Origin of the sequence: Helicobacter sp. NHP19-012 (assembly GCF_019703325.1) — a bacterium.
GTDB classification, from domain to species: Bacteria; Campylobacterota; Campylobacteria; order Campylobacterales; family Helicobacteraceae; genus Helicobacter; species Helicobacter gastrofelis.
The window spans coordinates 1,081,824-1,100,344 of the sequence record NZ_AP024819.1; the positions used below are offsets into that span (position 1 = coordinate 1,081,824).

An 18,521-nucleotide genomic window follows, 5' to 3' on the forward strand; every position below is an offset into this window, starting at 1 on the left:
TAAAGACAAAACCTTAACAAATTGCCAAGAAAAAGCTAAAGAGCTGTTTGAAAAAGCGGTGGGCTTAGGGGAGGGTAGGGGGTATGTGGGGTTAGCTGAAATGTTTCTTTATTATAAAGACGATGATGACATGGCAAAAACATATTATACTCAAGCCATGCAGTTTTTAAAAACCCAAGCCCAAAAGGGCGATGTGGAGGCTTACGCTCTGTGGGGTATAGCTTTAAAAGAGGTTAGCGGTTATCATAGCAAGCGAGAAGTCATGCAACTCTACCAAAAAGCCATCGATTTGGGCTATGTGGATGCTTACGACTGTTTGGCAGGTTTGGACTATGAACGAGCGGATGATTACCGCAAACAAGGGGCTAGGTTAGGCAGTGGCGAATGTGCTAAATTTTTACGCCCTTCAATGGATAACCTACCATATGAGGGTAGGGATGATTTAGAGGATTTTAAGCTGGCTGCCACACAAGCCATAGAGTTCATGGATAGACTCATGGAGTGTCTTAAAATCCAAAAATTTGTCGCTTTGCACTGCCGACACCACAGAGTATTTTTAAGACTATTGGAGAACCTCAGTTTAGCAAAGGCAATCAATGGGCATATCGGCTTACACAATGTCGAGCGTTATGAAGCGTTGTTAGAGCTTAAAATCAAAGAAATTGCCGATACCCTAGACCGCCCAAATGCTCGCTTTGCAAAAATTTTAGGGCGAAACCAGTGGCGTTTTGACGCTTTTGCAGATTACACAAATCTTAGAGTATTTGCCAAACCTTATGATAGTGGCTATCAAAGAGTGAATACTGATGGGGAAGTTGAATTTGATGATAGCCTCTTGTGATGCCGATAACACCCCAGCCTATGGGACAACCCATAACACCCCCCCAAATAGGGCTGGTCTTTGCCCTAGCGTTGATCGCCTCCCTAAAACCGCCCCCCAAAGCCAAAAAATGGGGGCAATCTCTCCCCTATAGTCCTAGCCCTAAAAAGGGGGTGATGAGAAATGAGGGACAAAAGGGGGGATACACCCAAAAGTGGGGGCTATCCTAAACAAGAGCGTTGTCTAAGAGAGGTTAGATTTTAGGGTTTTGCTTTATATGTGGCGTAATCGCCATTTCTAGCCCTTGTTGATCGAGCACACCCACAGCGACCCCAACCACATTAAGCCTTTAGCTCTAGCTCAAATCTTCGATTTGAGCCCAAAGAAAATATTCAACGGGTAGTTTTTGTCGGATTTTTTGAGCTCTAGATAGGCTTTAATGATTAAAAACTCGTCTTGGGGGTGGGTGCTTAGGCGATCTCTGGCTTGTTCGATCATCTCCAAATCTAAGAGCACATACAAGAACGCCTTTTCGGCTTGCTCGTCCTCTGTGGCTAAGAGTTCAAAGAATTTATACCAATCATCGGGGGATAAAAAGGTCTTGGCATCCACAGCCATTTGCAAATACTCTTGTTTGTTACACCCTATTTGCACGCATAAATTGCCAATTTCAGCCAATTCCATGCCCACTCTCTTATCCCAAAACGCCCGCAATAACACCTCTAGCACGGACTTATCTAAGAGCTCGCTAGCCCCCTTTAAAGCTTTGGGGATTTCTTTAAACGAACCCCTTTGGATCAAGTCGATCAAGGCTTGGCGTTTTAGGGCAGGGCTGTAGCCCTCTTTTTTAAGGATTTGTTGGGCTTGTTTGAGGTCGTGGTGGATTTTATTTTGCAGGTTTTGGATATAAAAGGGGTTACTCGGGTCTAAGTTATACTTGCGCCACTTTACATCCTCAGCTTGCGACACCCGTGCATACAAACTAAAGAGCTGATCCACTTTCTCACACCCGCTCTCTTGGCTGTTTAAATCCGCTTCTAGTTTAAAACGGGCTAGGATTTTAGAGAGGGTGGCAAAGTGTGGGTTGTGGTATTTCTCTAGGATAAAGTGTTCCTTCGTGTTTTGGCTCACGATTTGCTCGGTGAGTTTCTCAAAGTCGCGCTTTTGCTTGTAGCGTTGCCACAAGTTTGCGATGCTCCCACTCAATATAAACAGCAAAGTGAAGATAAAAAATAACAACACCACACCCACGATCCAAAGGGCAATGGGTAAGTTTAGGGTGTGGTTTGCGACATTCACGGGGAGTTTTTGCGGGTCAGTGTTGTAGACATACCAACCCACGACAATCATAAACAGCAATGTAAAAGAGCCATAATAGCGTAATCTCATAGTGCCTCCATAGTAACCTATTTGTGGTAAGGGTGGTTGTTTAAAAGACTTAAACCTCTAAAAATCTGTTCACATAAAATGAGCTTGGCTAAGGCGTGGCTAAAGGTGAGCGGGCTTAGCGATAAGGGGGTGCATCGTTTTAAAAACTCTTTAGCAAAGCCATAAGCCCCTGCAATGAAAAATTGTATGTGGGCGTGGGCGCTTAGCATTTGACTAAACTCTTGGCTACTTATGAGCCTACCGGTCGGGTGCAAGGCGTAGGCGGGGGCACCTGGCTTTAAATAAGGGCTTAGGGCTTTGGTGTAAGACTTTTGCGCCTCTGTGCTGTTGTTTGAGGCTTTGGGCGCAATGTCTACAATCTCAAGCGTGGCTTTAAATTGCTGGCATGCTCGTTGTTGTTGCGCCAACAAGGGGGCAAACTCGGGGGTTTTTTTAGAAATGGCGTAAATGCTGCAAGTCATCTGTTTTCTGTGAGCATCCCCACTAGGTCGCTCAAGGTCTTTTTTAAATCCTTGCGCTGCACGATCATATCGATCAAGCCATGTTCTAGCAAAAACTCTGCGCTTTGAAACCCTGCTGGCAACTCTGCACCGATGGTTTGCTTAATCACCCGAGCGCCCGCAAAGCCCACCATCGCCCCCGGCTCAGCGATGATCAAATCTCCCAAGAACGCAAAAGACGCACTCACCCCCCCAAAGGTGGGATCTGTAAGCAGTGAGATAAAGGGCAACTTCGCCTCTGTGAGCCGATTTAAAGCCGCGCTTGTCTTTGCCATTTGCATGAGCGAATAGGTGGATTCTTGCATCCGTGCTCCCCCACTTGCAGACACAATCAACAACGCCTGCTCTTTTTCCACCGCCCGATTGATCGCGCGCACGATTTTCTCCCCCTCCACTGAGCCTAAAGAGCCGCCCATGAAGGCGAAGTCAAACACCACGATTTGCAAAGCAATGCCATTGATTTGCCCCTCCCCACTGATCACCGAGCTTGGGCGGCCGGTCTTGGCTTCGTATTTTTTAATGCGCTGTTTGTAGCTCTCTTTATCCACGAAGTTTAAGGGATCCACGGGGCGCAGCTCGTTGTCGTATTCTGTAAAGGTGTTCTCATCGCACAAGAAAGCGAGCCTCTCGCTTGCCCCTATTCTAAAGTGGTAGTGGCACTTGAGGCACACATGGTTTTTGGCAAAGACCTCTTTGTAATACATCAAAGCGGCGCACTTAGGGCATTTGATCCAATGGCTTGGCATGTCCTGTTCGCTCGATTGCACCCTTGTTTTCTTAAGATTTTTTAAGAAATCCGCAAAACCCATCACTCATCCTTGCAAAAACAAATAACCCCTATTCTAGCATGGCTTAATTATTTTTAAAAGTGCTTTTAGGCACAGGCAACAACACGACAAAGGCTAAAAACAGCGCCACGCCGCTGACAAGAAACATTTCATAGAAGCTAAAGTGCCCCAACGCCCAAGTGAAAACAAAGGAAAACACCGCTTGAAAAATCCCAAAGGCGAGGGTTACAAGGCTTGAGGCTTGCACAAAGTGCTCTCGCCCCATGATATGGTATGCCATCGTGCTTGTGATCGTTAAATTGCCCGTGGTCCCAAAGCCCATTAAAAAGATAGACAGATTGAGCCATGTTATGTCGGTGCTGTACATCGCAATCACGCAAGAGATGCTTTTCATTAAAATCACAATGCTAGAGGCGTTTTTCAGCCCTAGCGTCTTAGCCAAAGTGGCGCTTAAAATCGTCCCACTTGCCGCCCCAAAGCCAAAGAACGCCCAAGAAGCCCCCGCCACCGCCTTGCTAAAGTGCAGTGAACGCACCAAATAATCCACCCAAAAGAGCGTGTGTGGCAAGTAGCCAATGGCGTTAAGCACCACCGACACCAAGAGCAGGGCAAAAAAGGTGGAGATTTTAAAGGGGGCTTCTTTGTGGGTGCTGTTTTTGGGTGGGTGCAGGGTTTTTAAAAATACGCAAGATAAGAGAAACGCCACCAAACCCACCGCCCCTAGGAAAATCCACGCCATGTCAATGTCGCTTGCAAAATGGGGCAGAATAAACCCACTGCACACCACCCCCACCCCAATCCCGCTAAAAATAAACCCGCTCGCATAGGAGCGGTGCTGCTCTTTCACAAGGCTTAGACACAGCGGGGCAGAGAGCACCATTAAACAAGAGGCCGCCACGCCAGCTAAAAAACGCCAAATCCATGCCCACGCAAAGGGTAGGCGATCCAAATAGCAGGCAAAAAAGCTTAGGGCAATGACTAAAAAGCTGATTTTGGCAATGCCCTCTAAAGACATGCGCTTTTGCAAAGAGCTTAGGGCTGCGCTCCCAAAGACATAGCCCACCATCACGGCAATGGCAAGCTGTATGCTTTGGTTTTCTGTGAGCTTGCCCGATAAAATGAGCAGCGGGATCAACACCACATACCCAAACCGCGCCACGCCATTAGCCATGAAAGTCGCCAAAAAGCACACAAAAAGACGCATAAACATACAAAACGCTCCGTGTTGAAAAAAACCATATTAGCCCAAAATTAACAATCTTGTCTTAAAACTAGGGGAACTGAATTTGCTTGACTTGGTTTGATAAACCATTGCAAAGGACGCTTGTGGCGACCCACATTAAAGGCTTAGAGGCATTGGATGCCAAGGGCAACCCCAAAGCCCACACCAAGAAGCACACGCCTAAAGAAGACAAGGAGGCGTTCAAAGCCTTATTAGACCAAAAGAGAGCCCATTTAAACAGCAAGGACGCTAAAGCTAAAAAAGAAGAAAAAGGAGCAGATCACTCTAAAAATCCCCCCACATCGCCCCAAACAGCCCCCTAGCCCAGCTGATGGATAAAAAACTCACCCCCAAGCAGGAAAAGGGATTAAAGGCGCAGGCAAAAGAAGAGGCGAAGCTGCAACACTCCAAAAACAAGCAAGACCCCTTTAGCCAAGCCATGGCATTAAAGGGGGCAAAGGGGGCTAAAAACACCCCCCAAAGCGCGAAATTAAGCGACATTAAAAACCTAGAGAATGCAAAGGCGTTAAACCTAAGCAAACTCCAACACGAGAGCAAAGCGGGCAAACCCACCGACCTAGCCAAGGGTGCACAGATCGCCCCTAAGGGTGCAAATGCAAAGGCAACAGATCTAGCCGCTAAGGCCACGCCGGGCGCACCCAATCTAGACAAGTTGCCACAGGGCGTGGATACGGCTAAGGGCGCGACACCAACCCCACAAGGCGCACAACCCCCGCTAAAATGTCCACCGCTGACCTGCTCGCCTTAAAAAACCCCAAACCCCCACCACCCTCCCCACAGAGCACAAGGCAAGTAGTACTAAACTTGCCCACGCCAACGCTAAAGAGCTCCCCCTAAATGCCAACACAAAAACGCCTTTAAATCAACTCTTAAACAAGCCCAATCCCCTGCCCCATGTGAAGGACAGCCACGACAACGACAGAGAAATCAAGCAGGCGTTTCAAGAAGCCTTTGACGGCCCGCTCAAGCCAAAACCAACCTTCATCCCCCTCTCCTTTGACCCTAACCGCATACCCTTACAAGGCCCGGCTAAACCCATTGTTGCTAGCAAAGAAGAGGACACCCGCACGAGCGCCATAGAAAGCCCCACGCACACCGCCCACACCGCCCACACAGAGCAAAAAAGCACCCTAGAAACCCCCCAAATCAAAGAGACGATTAGAAATTTAGCCACAAATTTACGCCAAGAATTACTAGACTTCAAGCCTCCTATTACGAAGTTGTCTATGGAGCTCAACCCCGATAAGCTTGGCAAGGTAGAGGTGGTGATCCAACAAGTGGGGCAAAATTTGCAAGTGAGCCTAGCCTCCAGCGCACCGGTCAGTGCCCTACTTGTGGCGCACCAAAGCGAGTTGCGCCAACATCTCTCCCAAATGGGCTTTAACAATATAGATTTGCGCTTTAGTGCCACAAACAGCGAAAACACCGCGTATCAAGGCGGGGGTAACCACAACTTCAACCAACAACAGCACAACCCCCAACAACAAGGCCAACAACAGCCCCCTCACCCCCAAGTGCAAACCCCCAAACCCCAACCACCCCCAATCCCAGGCACAAAACACCTCTTCTCAAACTGTTCCCACTCCCATTTCTAAAGCCTCCTTTGTGCATAATTCAACTCTGCCCGATTACGCCTAACGCCCTTTAAAGGGTATTTGTGTTGTTTGCTTTTAGCCCTAAGTTTTTACACTTCCTCTCTTGTTTCACATAAAAATCGGGCGTCTTAGTGGCGTGGGTTTGATAGGATTCTATGGGTTTTTGCTACATTGTGGCTATATTGTGGGGTTTTCATTGTATCCTAGTCTAAATGGTTAAGGATGATGATGAAACTAACCCCTTTTTTGCTTTGTTTATCCCTTTTGCAAGCCACGCCGCTAGACTTTACCAAGTTAAAGGTCAATTACACACACACGCTTTTAGAGGGCAATGCACCCTTGAAAACAGCACGCCTTCAGCCCCTGCCCTTTGAGCCCAGCGGCAAGGACCTCTTGCACCAGCTAAGGGCGATTGTAGAGCAGCTTAAAGCCCACGCCACGAGCAACGCCCCCTTAAACAAGGCAGAGATCATCAATGCCCTGCAAGACTTTAGCCAGTATTACGGCGTGGGGGGGCTAGAGCGGGGGAATTGGTGGCCCTATGAAATTGGCATCCCCAAAGCCCTCAATGCGATTTTAGCCCTCGCCCCCTTCTTGCCAAAAAGCCTACAAGCCACCCTCTTACAAGCCCAAGAATACTACCAACCCAACCCCAAATATTCGGGCTTAAGCGCAGGGGCAAGGGCGAGCACGAACCCCGAATCGCGCGAGAGTCAGGGGGCTAATCGGGTGGATACGGCGTTCATCAGCCTCGCCAGGGGGATATTAAAGCGCAATGAAAGGGAGGTGTTACAAGCCCTAGAAGCCGTCAAAAGCGCGTCAAAGATCGTAACAAGCGGCAATGGTTTTTACGCGGACGGCTCGTTTATCCAGCACGAGCATGTGCCCTCTAATGGCTCTTATGGCGTGGTGCTTTTAAAGGGTTTGGCGCAATTTAAAGCGACTTTAGGCAACACCCCCCTAGCGCACAACCTCATAGACCCTATCTTGTATGCCAGCGTTTTGCAAGGCTACCCCTATTTACTCATCCAGGGCGGGTTAAACGCCTCGGTGTGTGGGCGCAGCATCAGTCGGGATAAAGAGAGCGACTTCGCACGGGGCAAAGCCCTTTTAAAAGCTCTAGCCACGCTAGATAGCCCTATCCTACAGCCTTTACTCAAAGGCGACACAGCCCACTTACCCCCCGTGCATGTCTTTGGGGCGATGGACCGCGCGGCACAAATCGGGGCACATGGCGGGCGGGTGGTGCTTGCCATGCACTCTAGCCGTATCCTAGACTATGAAACCATGAACGGGGAGAATTTAAAGGGCTTTGACACCTCCGATGGCATGACTTATATCTATGGCAGTCCTAGGGCATTTGTGGATTTTTGGCCACTGGTGGATTCCACAAAGTTGCCCGGCACCACAGAGGTGCAAAACCAGGAGGTGGTGGTGTGGCATAGGGGTTCTTTGGGCTTGAACGACTTTGCGGGGGGGGCGAGTAATGGGCGTGTTGGCTTTGTGGGGCTTGATTTACAAAAGCCGGAGTTTCGGGCGCAAAAGTCCTATCTCTTTTTGGGCGATGAGGTGGTGGCACTGGGCAGCATTGTAGGCGACAAGCCCACCACCACCATTTTAGACAACCGCAAACTAAGCCCGGATACACAAGTGTTCATCAACAACGCCCCCTTTAGCCAGCAAGCCACCCTAGTGCATAGGGGCGATTTCATCAACTTCACCAACACCAACGCCCACACCAACATAGGCTACATACTCTTAGAGGATGAAAACACTAAATTACAAGAAGTCGCTAGGAGCGGCAATTACAAAGCCATCGGGGGCAAGAGTTACAAGACTTTATCCGCCCCCTTTTTAGAGATGCAAATCCTACACCCCCTAAAAGCCCGCTACGCCTACGTGATTTTGCCAAACTTTAGCCCCAAAGAAGTGCAAAACTACCCCCTAGAGGACTTGCAAATCCTCGCCCAAACCCCCGCCTTGCACGCCGTGTTTGTGGTCTCTAAACACCTCTTAGCCATCAATAAATACGCCCCCGGGTGGCAAAAACTGCAGGGTTTAAAGCTTAAAGACCCCCTCTCGCTCTTGCAGGTGCAACGCCCTCATGGATTAGCCTTGAGCATTGCCGACCCCACGCAAACCCTGCAAGAAACGACCATCATTTTAAAAGGGCGCTACAAACTCGCCGCACCCAATGCAAAAGCGCGCCTCAAAATCAAAGGCGGTAGTACGCACTTGAGCCTAACCTTGCCCTCACTTGGGGCGACTTTAGCCGTGGATTTAGCAACGCTCTAGGGTTTTCTTTGAAATTTGGCTTAGAGTTTTGGCGGCATAAAGCCCTAGATCTCTTGGCCGGTGCGTTGCCAAAAACCCACTCCATGGCAGAAGAGAACAACATTCTCGGGCTTTACAACGAACGCTTTTTGCTCACCAAGAGCGAGCAGCTTGTGGGGCTCTTAAACATTGAGGGTTTGAGCGTAAACGCCCTCTTGCAAGAGGATTTGCAAACCCACTTCTCTAGCAAGCAAAACGCCCTAGAGCAACTCGAGGGCGTGGTGCTGCGTATCCACACCAAGCGCGCCAAAATCCAGCTAGAGCCCCCAAGTAAGCCGCAAAACCCCCAAGTGCAAGCCCTACTTGATTTGTCCCAGCCCAAAGACTTATACGAGAACACCTACACGCTCATTTTTGAAACCACGCAAAGCCCCCTAAAGGACTTTTTAGAGCAGAAAAAACTAGAACTCATAACAGACCACAAAACGCACCAACACCTAGCCCAGCACTTAAGCGCGAGCATGGAGCAAATGGCGCACGCCCTAAGTGCCTTCAAGCCCACCCCCCTAAGCGCAAAGGAAGTTCTAAACTTTTATGCCTCCTTCATCAACGGACACCCCACAAAGTTAAACCCCACCCTAGGCTTTTTAGAAGACAGCTACATCGCCACGAACATCCATTTTAACAAAGACCACTACATCCAAGAGCACGCCACCCACACGACCTACAACCGCATTTTGGGCGTGAAAGCCTATGCGAGCAAGACTCTAAGCTCGCTCGCCCTGCTCTCTTTGTTGCATCAAGAGCTCGCATGCGAAGTGTTTTTAAGCTTGGAGCCCTTAAGCACCCAAGCCGCCCTAGCCTTCGTGCAAGAGAAAATCCGCCTAAGTTTCGCCCGCCTTGTGCGCCAAGAGTTGCAAAGCTATTACGAGCAGATCCAAGCCAAACGCCTACGCTTGCAAAAAGCCGCCTTAAATATCATTCTCAAAGCCCCCGATTTACAAAGCCTCAACGCCCACACCAAGGAAGTTTTAAGCGTGCTTGCTAACGCCCACTTGGTGGGGGTGGTGGAGACTTTGGGGCTAAGACCGGCCTTTTTCTCTCTATTTCCCGGGCGTTTGCATTTAAACCCCCGCCTGCGCTGCCAAAGCGCACAAGCCCTAGCCACGCTCATGCTCTTTGAAAAACCAAATTGCGGCTTTAAAAGCAACCCTTGGGGCAACCAGCCCTTAAGCGTGTTTAAGAATTTAGACCATTCCCCCTATCTCTTCAACTTCCACAACCAAGAGAGCGACCCAAACCCCAATAGCCCACGCACCAACGGGCACACGATGATCATCGGGGCAACAGGGGCGGGCAAGACCACCTTAATGGGCTTTTTAATGGCAAATGCGCTCAAATACGACAAGCTCAACATTTTGGCTTTAGATCGTGCCTATGGGCTGTTTTCGTGTATAAATTACTTTGGTGGGGTGTATAACTCTGGCAAGGATTTTAAAATCAACCCCCTAACTTTAGAGCTCACGCCCAGTAACCAAGACTTTTTACACAGCTTTTACTCTAGCCTATGTCATTTGAGTGCCCACCCACAAAATAAAGAAGACATCCACGCCAGCCACGCCCTTTTAAAAGCCCTAAAGAGCCTACACGCCACCCTGCCGCAAAAGAGCTTTAATCTGCAAGATCTCAAAGAAGCCATCACCAACGCCCCTAATTTGCACCTAAGCCTTGAGTCTTACCTGCAAAACCCCCTCTTCAATGCCCTAGAAGACAGCCTAGAGTTTGACACTCCGCTTGCTGCCATAAACATGGATGCGATCAGTGCCAACCCTAAAGATTTGGGGCTTTTGGCGTATTACATTTTTTATAAGATTTTACACCGTGCCCTAGAAAAACAAGAAGGCTTTTTGCTTTTTGTGGACGAGTTTAAAAGCTATGCACAAAATGAAACCCTAAACACCCACATCAACACCTTAATCACGCAAGCTAGAAAGGCGAATGGGGTCGTGGTGCTCGCCTTGCAAGATACAAACCAGCTTGCTAGCATTCCCGAGGCGGCAAGTTTCGTTAAAAACATGGGAACTTTGATTTTTTATCCCCAAAAGCACATAGACAGCACCTTACTTAGCAAGGATTTAGGCATCCAGCTAAGCTACATGGAAGCGCACTTTTTAGAAAACACCCCCCTAACCGCCAAGCAAGTTTTGGTGAAAAACATGGCAGAGGGCAGCTCAAACATCATCCATGTAGACTTACAAGACTTAGGAACGCATTTACGCATTTTCAACTCCAACGCCGCCCATGTCAAACGGCTGCAAGCCCTCATGCAGGCTTACCCTGAGACTTGGCGGGAAGTCTTGTTGCAAGAGGGCTAAAAGTTGCTAAAATAGGCATTTTGCAAAGGATTTTAGCGTGCAACTTTCAAACAAGAGCATTTTAATCACGGGCGGGACGGGCAGTTTTGGCAAAAAATGCGTCCAAATTTTACTAGAACAGCACCAGCCTAAAAAAATCATTGTCTATAGCCGCGATGAGCTGAAACAATGGGAGATGGCGCAGACCTACAACAGCCCGAGCATGCGTTATTTTATCGGCGATGTGCGGGACAAAGAGCGGCTTTTTAGTGCCCTGCAGGGGGTGGATATTTGTATCCACGCCGCCGCCCTTAAACAAGTCCCCACTGCCGAGTATAATCCCCTAGAGTGTATTAAAACGAACATTCTAGGGGCGAGTGCCGTCATAGAGGCGTGCTTGCAAGCGCAAGTAAGCTATGTCATTGCCCTTAGCACCGACAAGGCGAGCAACCCCATTAATCTTTATGGAGCGACCAAGTTATGCAGCGATAAACTCTTCACCAGTGCCAACAACATGAAAGGCAAATCCCCCACGAAATTCAGCGTGGTGCGTTATGGCAATGTGGTCGGCTCTAGGGGCAGTGTCGTGCCCTTCTTTAAAGATTTAGCCGCCAAAAACGCCCCCTTCATCCCCATTACAGACACCCGCATGACGCGCTTTTGGATCACTTTAGAAAAGGGCGTGGCGTTTGTGCTTAAGAGTTTGGAGCGCATGCACGGGGGGGAGATTTTTGTGCCTAAAATCCCTAGCATGGAGATTGTGGATTTAGCCAAAGCCCTAGCCCCTAATATCCCCCTAAAAACTATAGGTATTCGCCCCGGCGAGAAACTCCACGAGGTGATGATTAGTGCCGATGACAAAGCCCTAGAATTTGAGAGTTTTTATATCTTAGAACCCACCATCACTTTCCAAACCCCGATCAACTACACCAAGACTCTACTAGGCGAGTGCGGCACGCCCACACCCGAGGGCTTTAGCTACAATAGCAAGGACAACCCCCAAAGGCTCACCCCTAACGAGCTCTTAAAGATGATGCATGCAATCTAGCTTAAGCCAAATCCCCCTTTTGGAGGGCAAAAATATTTTACTCTTAGTGAGCGGCTCGATCGCTACCTACAAAGCCCTAGAGTTAGTGCGCCTTTTCAAAAAAATGGGGGCAAGCGTTAGAGTTGTGATGAGTAGGGGGGCGTGTAAATTCGTGCAGCCTTTGAGCTTTGAAGCGTTGAGCCATTTTAAGGTACTCACGGATAATAACGAAGAGTGGGCTCTGCTAGATAAAGATTGCGCGAACCACATTAGCTACGCCAAGAGTGCCGACCTTATCCTAGTCGCCCCGGCCAGTGCAAACACCCTAGCTAAATTAGCAAATGGGCTTGCCGACAATGCCCTGACAGCGACCTTTTTAGCCAGCAATGCGCCCAAAATCCTAGCCCCAGCCATGAACACGCAAATGTTCTTAGCCAAGCAAACCCAGCACAACTTAAGACACCTCAAGGCTTTGGGCTATGAGGTGGTTGCCCCCATAGACGGACTTTTGGCGTGCAATGCCGTAGGCGTGGGGGCAATGGCAGAGGTGGGCGAAATTGCCAGTATTTGTAGTCGTAAACTCTTGTCTAACGGCTTTTGGACGGGTAAAAAGACGGTGATTACAGGGGGGGGGAGCATTGAGGCAATCGACTCGGTGCGTTGCATTTCTAATTTTTCTAGCGGCTTGCAGGCGCATTTTTTGGCATTAGCGTTGTGGCTTAAAGGGGCGCAAGTGGTCTTGATCTCTAGCAAAAACGCTTTAGAGTTGCCCAGTGGCATAGAGCGCGTGCAGGTGCAAAGCGCACAAGATTATTTAGAGGCTTTAAAAGCGCACGAAAACCACGAAAATCCCCCCTTTTTATTCATGCTCGCTGCCATCAGCGATTACAAACCCAAGCACCCCTATAAGGGCAAACTTAAAAAGCAGGATTTGGGGCCCTTTTGGAGCATAGAGTGCGTGCAAAATGTGGATATTTTGCAGTCAGTGGAGGGCTTTTACAAAGTGGGCTTTAAAGCCGAGAGCGACCCTAAACACGCCCTAGAAAATGCCAAGAAACTTTTAGAGCCCACACCACAGGGCAAGGGCTGTAAGCTCGTGTGCCTGAATAACACAAGCGCGCTAGGCGCAAGCACTAACCAGCTCACACTCTTAACCCCCCACACCACCTACACCACCCACAAGGGGCATAAACTCCAAGTGAGCCTCGAGGTGTTGGGGTTTATTGAAAACATGGGGTAGTCATTGTTTAAACGACACTTTATTTTGAGGCGTAGGCTCTTTGAGGGGAGTCTTTTTTGTCCGCTTTAGCTGGTGCGCCCTTTAAGCTGATTTATCTCAAACTTGCCGCCCAAGACAAAAGGACACTGCCCCAGCCCCCGCCTCCATTGGACGAGAGGGTTGCAGAGGATAGTGAGGGCTTTTGTGCGGCGTTCTTGGGCTTTGTGGAGAAGTTGCGCCCGCATTTTTGCTTTGGCACTTGGCAGGAGATGGCGATCGCTTTAGGTCTTAGCGAATCGGCGTTTCTGCTCTATCTAAACCACTTGAAAAACAATAAAAGGCCCCCGCTGAAGTTCATTAGGTGGTTTGGTCGGCTTGTGGATGTGGATGCGTATTTTTTGATTGAGGATGGGGGCGTGCCTGCTGTGGCTAGCCCGTCTAACATCTCCTAAGCTTCTTGGGCACATAGGGCGGAGGTGTAGATTTTACACCCATTGCAGTGCAAAAGTGGAGCGACTTTTAAGCAAAAATCCTTGTAGTTCGTATTGAAGATTTGACGCACATCCAAGAAAATTTTATAGTCTTTAACATAGGCTTCTAACTCTAAAGACATCTAAAACCCCCTTACACCAAATAGTAGATGGGTGTGGGCTACATAGATTGTTAAACAGGTTTAAATGCCGCTATTTTATGAGTGAAATATAAGGATTATTGTGTGTTTTTACGCAGTCCTAGGGAGTTTGACGAGGAAACCATCAATAATGGCACATCATCCGCCTTAGGACCATCAATGCGCACGAAGAGATCTACAACATTAAAGTAAAACGCTCATCGTAGATTTTACAAAGCGTGAGTAAGATCATCTCTTTGGCGATCTACTCGTCTCGATTCACGCCCGTGCTGTTGGCCACAGTGCGCCCCAAAATTTATTAAAATCTCCTTAAATTGTACGTGGGCTTTGAATCCTTGCGTAAGAATTTGCCAATCTCGCTTATTGGCGGGTCAAGTTACGCATAGAGGCTTGCACGCCCTCTAACACCCCATTAGAGGTTTCAGCAGAGAGAGCGCGCCGTGCGCCCCGCATGCTCGCTCTAAAGGTGTCTAATTGTGGGCGTATTCTTACAGATAGCTCAGTCTGCATTGGGGGGGTCTTTGTGTTAGAATAGGCGCACGGATACCATGGCGGTCGCCTTTTTGGCTACAAATTTGGCGTATCATCTTTTGAGGGTCGGGGGTTGCAGTGGGTGGCACTCCGGAAAGGAAGACCACCATGAAGTTCTTTATAGTGCTTGTGGTATTTGCGGTGCTAGCCACGCCGCTATACTGAGAAACGGGGGCGCGCTCTTTTGGGGCGCGTCCCCACCACAGCACTATAGTATCCAGTCTAGCTAAACCAAAACTTAACCTACAGCCCATGCGTTTTTTCCAATATGTCCTTAGCAATCTGTGTATAAGCCACAAACTCGCTAAGTTGCATGTGTAGGCTCTCTGTGTAAGAAAAATGCAGGGCGTAGCCAAGCAGTGCCACGCCCTCTCTTAGTTTTTTTCATCCACGCCTCGAAACTTTGCCACCACTTGGGCTAATTTCTCAAACTCCTCTAAGGGCAAGGCGTTTAAAAAGGGCTCGTCCAATTCGCCCACAGAGCAATCCAGCAAAAGGCTTTTGATCTGCGCCACATCATCGCCTGCTTTCATGGCTTTTTGGATTTGGTAAAGCGTGGGCTCATAAATCTCCACCTTTTGCCCGTCTCTAAACTGAAATTCTTGCTTATTAAGTTGTATCGGTTTTAAGGGCATTAGCTCTCCTTTTTGCCGTCTGTGTGGGCGATGGTTTCTAAAGATTTTCTAATGAATTGCACTAAAAACTGCACTTCCTCTGTTTGCCAGTGCGCATACAGGGCAACCTCTGTGCGTGGTGATGGTTTCAAGCTCTGTTTTTAGGGCTAGAAACAGCAAGATAAACCCTATAAAATCCTATAATTCTCTATAAATTTTTTATATATTTCTAAGTTTATCGGTGCTACCATGTTGGCATGAATAATTTACTATCAATAGGTCAAGCAAGCAAAATTTTAGGTGTCAGTATCCAAACTTTGAGAAACTGGGAGAAAAGAGGCTTACTAAAACCCGACAATTACACAAAAGGTGGGGAGCGGAGATACAAGCTAGAGAGCCTTAAAAATATCAACAAAAACATTGTTTTTCATAACGATAACCGCAAGACCATCGCCTATGCCCGTGTTTCTAGTGCCGACCAAAAAGAGGATTTAATCCGCCAAGTGCAGGTTTTGGAGCTGTATTGTTCGAAACTGGGCTTTAATTACGAAGTGATACAGGACTTAGGCTCTGGGATGAATTACTACAAAAAGGGATTAACTAAACTTCTTAACCTTATCCTAGAGAGCCAAGTAAAAAGGCTTGTTTTGACCCATAAAGACCGCTTATTGCGTTTTGGAGCGGAGCTAGTGTTTGCCATTTGCGAGGCTAAAGGCGTGGAGGTAATTATCATTAATCAAGGCGATGAAAATGTCCGTTTCGAAGAAGAGTTAGCCAAAAATGTGTTGGAAATTATCACAGTATTCTCAGCTAGACTTTATGGTGCTCGTTCAAAGAAAAACAAGCAGCTTTTAGAGCAAATGCAAGAAGTGGTAGAAAACAATGTTACAGCTGACCCACAAGATTGAATTAACGCCCAACAATAAGACACAGACCCACTTTAAAAAAGCCTTTGGCTGTGCTAGATTAGCCTATAATTGGGGACTAGCCAAGTGGAGAGAAAACTACGAAAATGGCATAAAATCTAACCACTTTGCCCTAAAGAAAGAGTTTAACGCTTGCAAAAAGAGAAGTTTCCCTTTGTCTATGAAGTTACGAAATACGCCACAGCGCGCCCCTTTACACATTTAAACCTAGCATTTCAAAAATTCTTTAAAGATTTAAAGTTAGGCAAGGTGAGTTACCCTCGCTTTAAACGCAAAAGGGAATATCAAGGGAGCTTTTATATTGGGGGCGACCAAGTAAAAATCATTCAAGGCGACAAAAGGATTATCTCAAAATCCCTAACTTGCCTAAGATTAAAATGACTGAAAAACTACGCTTTAAAGGTAAAGTTAATGGGGCGACCATCACGCAAAGAGGCAATAAATTCTATGTTTCAATCCAAACAGACACCACACAAGAGGAGTTTCACCGCACCCATAAGCCCATAGCAAACAACCACACTCTAGGTATTGACACAGGAATAAAGGCTTTTGCTAGTCTATCTAATGGCTTACAGATTTTCGCCCCCAAGCCCTTAAATAGGCTCGCAAGACGGCTCAAAAGACTTAGCAGACAACTTAGCAAAAAACGGCATTCGAAAACCAAGAATGACGGGATTAAGAAGTCCGCTAATTTTCTTAAAGCCAGCTTGCGGCTGAATCGATTGCATACCCGTATAGCCAACACCCGTAATAACTTTTACACAAACTGAGCACCGCCCTAGTGCGGCACGCTAAAACCCTTTGTTTAGAGAGTTTAAAAGTCAAAAATATGCTTAAAAACTCTAAACTAGCTAAAGCTTTGAGCGATGTCAGCATCTCCGCCTTTAACACGCTCTTAGAGTATAAGGCAAAGTATTATGGGCGGAAAATTTTAAGAGCCGATGCCTTTTACCCGAGCTCTAAAACCTGCTCTAGCTGTGGCAATAAAAAGGCGGACTTAACACTAAACGATAGAGTTTATAAGTGCGGTGTTTGCGGTGTTGTGGTCGATAGAGATTTTAACGCAAGTGTCAATCTAGTGAGGCATTTAGTAAGTGGAGTTCCCACTGAATTCACGCCTGCGGACATGACGGCTCTATTGGTTGATTTGTCAAAGAATCAGCTAGTAACTAGCATGGTTGAAACAGGAATACAACAAAAACCGCAATCTTTAAAATTTTTTTCTATTGATAGGATTTTATAGGATTTTATGCGGTTTTATAGGTTTGTAAGAACGGCTAGAAAGAATTTAGGGCGGATTTTATGTTCTTGTTCGACCTTTTTAAGCACGTTAATCGCCTCTAGGGCGGGGTGTTCCTCGCTGTGCTCGTGGGGTTTTTCAAACGCGCTTAGGATAAATTGGCTCTCAAGCCCCGTAGCCTCAATGTCCTTTAGGGCTTCTAAAATGCTGCCCTCTTTGACAAGACTCAACGCCTTCTCTAAATTGTTTGCCACATGCACGCCTCTAAGCTCTGTATCATCTCCAATAAGAGCAATGGGCTTAGAATTGTTGATTTTAACGGGCTGTGGGGCTAAATTTTTAAATTCTATATTGATGCCGTATTTGCTATTTGCCATAAGACTCCTTTGTTTGGGTTTGGGGCGCTGCCCCATTGCGGCAAAAATTTAAATCCTGCTCTAAGAGCTCGGTGTAGATCATCAAGGCTTGGACATTGGCACTCAAAGAGGGGCTAGAAAGTGGCGGGCGCTCTAATTTGGGGATGTTGCATTTGACGGGGATATACACGGGTTTGTAGACGCGCATACAGCCACAAAATAAGAACCCTAAAAAGGCAATGGAGGCTTTTATGTTATACTTGGAGTGGATGCCATGGCGGTTCTTTTTTTGGCTATTTGGCGTATGGCAAGGTTTTTTATCTTGTTTCAGGGGCAAGGAAAGAAGCGGGTTTCTCCTTAGAAAGGAGAACCGACATGAGATTGCTGATAATCCTCGTGGTGTTGATGGTGTTAGCCTCACCATTACACTAAGCAGAAAGGGGGACGCGCCCTTTAGGGGCGTGTTCCCGCCACGGGGATTATTGTATCCTGCAAAGTCTAAAAAAAACATTAACGCCCTCCTCTAAACACATTCAAATCTCTTTGGATTTGCTCTAACTCTTGCTTTTGTTGGGCGCACGCATGCGCTTGTGTAGGGGCTGTGGGGTGTGTGGGGTGTGGTGTAAAGGCGTGGTGTGTGTGCTGTGTGTGCTCTAAAGCTTTGGCGTGTTGGCTTGCAAGCTTGTATTTTTGGGCAATGGCTTCCTTGCTCTTTTCCAAGTTCTCAATGTAGGTTTCTGTGGCGAGGTTTTGCTCTAAAATGGCTTTGTTTTGTGCCTCAATGGAGGCTTTGCAGGTTTCACGCTCCACCAAGAGCTTTTTAAGATACCAGCCACAAGTGCCAAGCGCGCCTAAGAGCACCGCTAAAGCTAGGGCAATGCCAATACTCTTGGTGTCGATGCTAAACACAAGAGACCTTAAAGGCAGGTTTTAGGGCACCCTTGTGTTTTGAGCGGATATTGTGCCGGTTTTCTTTTTGGCTATTTGGCGTATGGCAAAGTGTGTAACTTTGTT

The 18,521-nt window shown here is 47.6% G+C and carries 23 protein-coding genes and 1 pseudogene; 12 read left to right on the forward strand and 12 right to left on the reverse strand.

Features of this window, described 5'->3' with window-relative positions; translation table 11 throughout:
* The first annotated feature begins 85 nt into the window (after positions 1 to 85).
* Both K6J74_RS08630 and K6J74_RS05520 read left to right on the forward strand, forming a co-directional pair.
* Entirely contained in the window at positions 86 to 841 is a 756-nt protein-coding gene (locus tag K6J74_RS08630) for a hypothetical protein (RefSeq protein ID WP_260321542.1), read from the forward strand.
* A gap of 20 nt (positions 842 to 861) precedes the next feature.
* Entirely contained in the window at positions 862 to 1,050 is a 189-nt protein-coding gene (locus K6J74_RS05520) for a hypothetical protein (protein WP_221271283.1), read from the forward strand.
* A 130-nt stretch (positions 1,051 to 1,180) separates the two neighbouring features.
* On the opposite strand, the gene K6J74_RS05525 is transcribed toward K6J74_RS05520, so the two are convergent.
* Genes K6J74_RS05525 through K6J74_RS05540 form a run of 4 tightly spaced genes read right to left on the reverse strand, consistent with a single transcriptional unit; the run spans position 1,181 to position 4,701 of the window.
* Positions 1,181 to 2,209: a hypothetical protein gene (locus tag K6J74_RS05525; protein ID WP_221271284.1), complete on the reverse strand. Its 1,029-nt coding sequence runs from the start codon at positions 2,207 to 2,209 to the stop codon at positions 1,181 to 1,183.
* Between the two features lie 17 nt (positions 2,210 to 2,226).
* Positions 2,227 to 2,670, reverse strand: coding sequence for a 23S rRNA (pseudouridine(1915)-N(3))-methyltransferase RlmH (locus K6J74_RS05530; protein ID WP_221271285.1), 444 nt, complete (start codon positions 2,668 to 2,670; stop codon positions 2,227 to 2,229).
* The gene (gene accD, locus K6J74_RS05535; RefSeq protein ID WP_221271286.1) at positions 2,667 to 3,518 is read right to left on the reverse strand and encodes an acetyl-CoA carboxylase, carboxyltransferase subunit beta; all 852 of its coding nucleotides are present in this window, start codon (positions 3,516 to 3,518) and stop codon (positions 2,667 to 2,669) included. The genes K6J74_RS05530 and accD overlap by 4 nt, the downstream gene beginning before the upstream one ends.
* A gap of 43 nt (positions 3,519 to 3,561) precedes the next feature.
* On the reverse strand, positions 3,562 to 4,701 hold the full coding sequence (locus K6J74_RS05540) for a YbfB/YjiJ family MFS transporter (RefSeq protein WP_221271287.1): 1,140 nt from the start codon (positions 4,699 to 4,701) through the stop codon (positions 3,562 to 3,564).
* A gap of 122 nt (positions 4,702 to 4,823) precedes the next feature.
* Between K6J74_RS05540 and K6J74_RS05545 the strand changes: the two genes are divergently transcribed.
* The 8 genes from K6J74_RS05545 to K6J74_RS05580 all read left to right on the forward strand — a co-directional run bounded on the left by K6J74_RS05545 (position 4,824) and on the right by K6J74_RS05580 (position 13,661).
* Complete coding sequence (locus tag K6J74_RS05545; protein WP_221271288.1) at positions 4,824 to 5,042, forward strand: hypothetical protein; 219 nt, start codon at positions 4,824 to 4,826, stop codon at positions 5,040 to 5,042.
* Between the two features lie 8 nt (positions 5,043 to 5,050).
* Entirely contained in the window at positions 5,051 to 5,488 is a 438-nt protein-coding gene (locus tag K6J74_RS05550) for a hypothetical protein (RefSeq protein ID WP_221271289.1), read from the forward strand.
* A 148-nt stretch (positions 5,489 to 5,636) separates the two neighbouring features.
* Positions 5,637 to 6,335 (forward strand): flagellar hook-length control protein FliK, encoded by a 699-nt coding sequence (fliK, locus tag K6J74_RS05555; RefSeq protein WP_221271290.1) that lies wholly within the window; start codon positions 5,637 to 5,639, stop codon positions 6,333 to 6,335.
* A gap of 228 nt (positions 6,336 to 6,563) precedes the next feature.
* On the forward strand, positions 6,564 to 8,630 hold the full coding sequence (locus K6J74_RS05560) for a polysaccharide lyase family 8 super-sandwich domain-containing protein (protein ID WP_221271291.1): 2,067 nt from the start codon (positions 6,564 to 6,566) through the stop codon (positions 8,628 to 8,630).
* Between the two features lie 8 nt (positions 8,631 to 8,638).
* Positions 8,639 to 10,984, forward strand: a complete 2,346-nt coding sequence (locus tag K6J74_RS05565; protein ID WP_221271292.1) for a VirB4 family type IV secretion/conjugal transfer ATPase — start codon at positions 8,639 to 8,641, stop codon at positions 10,982 to 10,984.
* Between the two features lie 37 nt (positions 10,985 to 11,021).
* Complete coding sequence (pseB, locus tag K6J74_RS05570) at positions 11,022 to 12,011, forward strand: UDP-N-acetylglucosamine 4,6-dehydratase (inverting) (RefSeq protein ID WP_221271293.1); 990 nt, start codon at positions 11,022 to 11,024, stop codon at positions 12,009 to 12,011.
* Positions 12,001 to 13,230, forward strand: coding sequence for a bifunctional phosphopantothenoylcysteine decarboxylase/phosphopantothenate--cysteine ligase CoaBC (coaBC, locus tag K6J74_RS05575; protein ID WP_221271294.1), 1,230 nt, complete (start codon positions 12,001 to 12,003; stop codon positions 13,228 to 13,230). The genes pseB and coaBC overlap by 11 nt, the downstream gene beginning before the upstream one ends.
* Before the next feature lie 56 nt (positions 13,231 to 13,286).
* Positions 13,287 to 13,661 (forward strand): hypothetical protein, encoded by a 375-nt coding sequence (locus K6J74_RS05580; RefSeq protein ID WP_221271295.1) that lies wholly within the window; start codon positions 13,287 to 13,289, stop codon positions 13,659 to 13,661.
* On the opposite strand, the gene K6J74_RS05585 is transcribed toward K6J74_RS05580, so the two are convergent.
* From K6J74_RS05585 to K6J74_RS08640, 5 genes are all read right to left on the reverse strand, one after another.
* The gene (locus K6J74_RS05585) at positions 13,658 to 13,822 is read right to left on the reverse strand and encodes a hypothetical protein (RefSeq protein WP_221271296.1); all 165 of its coding nucleotides are present in this window, start codon (positions 13,820 to 13,822) and stop codon (positions 13,658 to 13,660) included. The two genes, K6J74_RS05580 and K6J74_RS05585, sit on opposite strands and share 4 nt — an antisense overlap.
* Positions 13,823 to 14,200: 378 nt before the next feature.
* Entirely contained in the window at positions 14,201 to 14,350 is a 150-nt protein-coding gene (locus tag K6J74_RS05590; RefSeq protein ID WP_221271297.1) for a hypothetical protein, read from the reverse strand.
* Positions 14,351 to 14,614: 264 nt separating this feature from the next.
* Positions 14,615 to 14,737 (reverse strand): hypothetical protein, encoded by a 123-nt coding sequence (locus tag K6J74_RS08635; RefSeq protein WP_260321543.1) that lies wholly within the window; start codon positions 14,735 to 14,737, stop codon positions 14,615 to 14,617.
* Positions 14,738 to 14,745: 8 nt separating this feature from the next.
* On the reverse strand, positions 14,746 to 15,006 hold the full coding sequence (locus tag K6J74_RS05595; RefSeq protein ID WP_221271298.1) for a hypothetical protein: 261 nt from the start codon (positions 15,004 to 15,006) through the stop codon (positions 14,746 to 14,748).
* Positions 15,006 to 15,137: a hypothetical protein gene (locus K6J74_RS08640; RefSeq protein ID WP_260321544.1), complete on the reverse strand. Its 132-nt coding sequence runs from the start codon at positions 15,135 to 15,137 to the stop codon at positions 15,006 to 15,008. Before K6J74_RS08640 ends, K6J74_RS05595 begins: the two co-directional genes overlap by 1 nt.
* A gap of 105 nt (positions 15,138 to 15,242) precedes the next feature.
* Between K6J74_RS08640 and K6J74_RS05600 the strand changes: the two genes are divergently transcribed.
* Positions 15,243 to 15,893, forward strand: a complete 651-nt coding sequence (locus tag K6J74_RS05600; RefSeq protein WP_221271299.1) for an IS607 family transposase — start codon at positions 15,243 to 15,245, stop codon at positions 15,891 to 15,893.
* Positions 15,868 to 17,154 (forward strand): annotated as a pseudogene (locus tag K6J74_RS08645) (RNA-guided endonuclease InsQ/TnpB family protein). Before K6J74_RS05600 ends, K6J74_RS08645 begins: the two are co-directional and overlap by 26 nt.
* Positions 17,155 to 17,168: 14 nt before the next feature.
* Here K6J74_RS08645 and K6J74_RS05615 read toward each other — a convergent pair.
* The 3 genes from K6J74_RS05615 to K6J74_RS05625 form a co-directional block, all read right to left on the reverse strand.
* The gene (locus tag K6J74_RS05615) at positions 17,169 to 17,528 is read right to left on the reverse strand and encodes a hypothetical protein (protein WP_221271301.1); all 360 of its coding nucleotides are present in this window, start codon (positions 17,526 to 17,528) and stop codon (positions 17,169 to 17,171) included.
* Complete coding sequence (locus K6J74_RS08915) at positions 17,518 to 17,844, reverse strand: hypothetical protein (protein ID WP_347709902.1); 327 nt, start codon at positions 17,842 to 17,844, stop codon at positions 17,518 to 17,520. The genes K6J74_RS05615 and K6J74_RS08915 overlap by 11 nt, the downstream gene beginning before the upstream one ends.
* Before the next feature lie 173 nt (positions 17,845 to 18,017).
* On the reverse strand, positions 18,018 to 18,416 hold the full coding sequence (locus K6J74_RS05625; protein WP_221271302.1) for a hypothetical protein: 399 nt from the start codon (positions 18,414 to 18,416) through the stop codon (positions 18,018 to 18,020).
* Positions 18,417 to 18,521 lie beyond the last annotated feature (105 nt).

Coding starts and splice junctions, on each gene's coding strand:
- K6J74_RS05520 (WP_221271283.1), top strand. CDS start 862: ATGGGACAACCCATAACACCCCCCCAAATAGGGCTGGTCTTTGCCCTA.
- K6J74_RS05525 (WP_221271284.1), bottom strand. CDS start 2,209: ATGAGATTACGCTATTATGGCTCTTTTACATTGCTGTTTATGATTGTC.
- K6J74_RS05530 (WP_221271285.1), bottom strand. CDS start 2,670: ATGACTTGCAGCATTTACGCCATTTCTAAAAAAACCCCCGAGTTTGCC.
- accD (WP_221271286.1), bottom strand. CDS start 3,518: ATGGGTTTTGCGGATTTCTTAAAAAATCTTAAGAAAACAAGGGTGCAA.
- K6J74_RS05540 (WP_221271287.1), bottom strand. CDS start 4,701: ATGCGTCTTTTTGTGTGCTTTTTGGCGACTTTCATGGCTAATGGCGTG.
- K6J74_RS05550 (WP_221271289.1), top strand. CDS start 5,051: ATGGATAAAAAACTCACCCCCAAGCAGGAAAAGGGATTAAAGGCGCAG.
- K6J74_RS05560 (WP_221271291.1), top strand. CDS start 6,564: ATGAAACTAACCCCTTTTTTGCTTTGTTTATCCCTTTTGCAAGCCACG.
- coaBC (WP_221271294.1), top strand. CDS start 12,001: ATGCAATCTAGCTTAAGCCAAATCCCCCTTTTGGAGGGCAAAAATATT.
- K6J74_RS05585 (WP_221271296.1), bottom strand. CDS start 13,822: ATGTCTTTAGAGTTAGAAGCCTATGTTAAAGACTATAAAATTTTCTTG.
- K6J74_RS05590 (WP_221271297.1), bottom strand. CDS start 14,350: ATGCAGACTGAGCTATCTGTAAGAATACGCCCACAATTAGACACCTTT.
- K6J74_RS05595 (WP_221271298.1), bottom strand. CDS start 15,006: ATGCCCTTAAAACCGATACAACTTAATAAGCAAGAATTTCAGTTTAGA.
- K6J74_RS05600 (WP_221271299.1), top strand. CDS start 15,243: ATGAATAATTTACTATCAATAGGTCAAGCAAGCAAAATTTTAGGTGTC.
- K6J74_RS05615 (WP_221271301.1), bottom strand. CDS start 17,528: ATGGCAAATAGCAAATACGGCATCAATATAGAATTTAAAAATTTAGCC.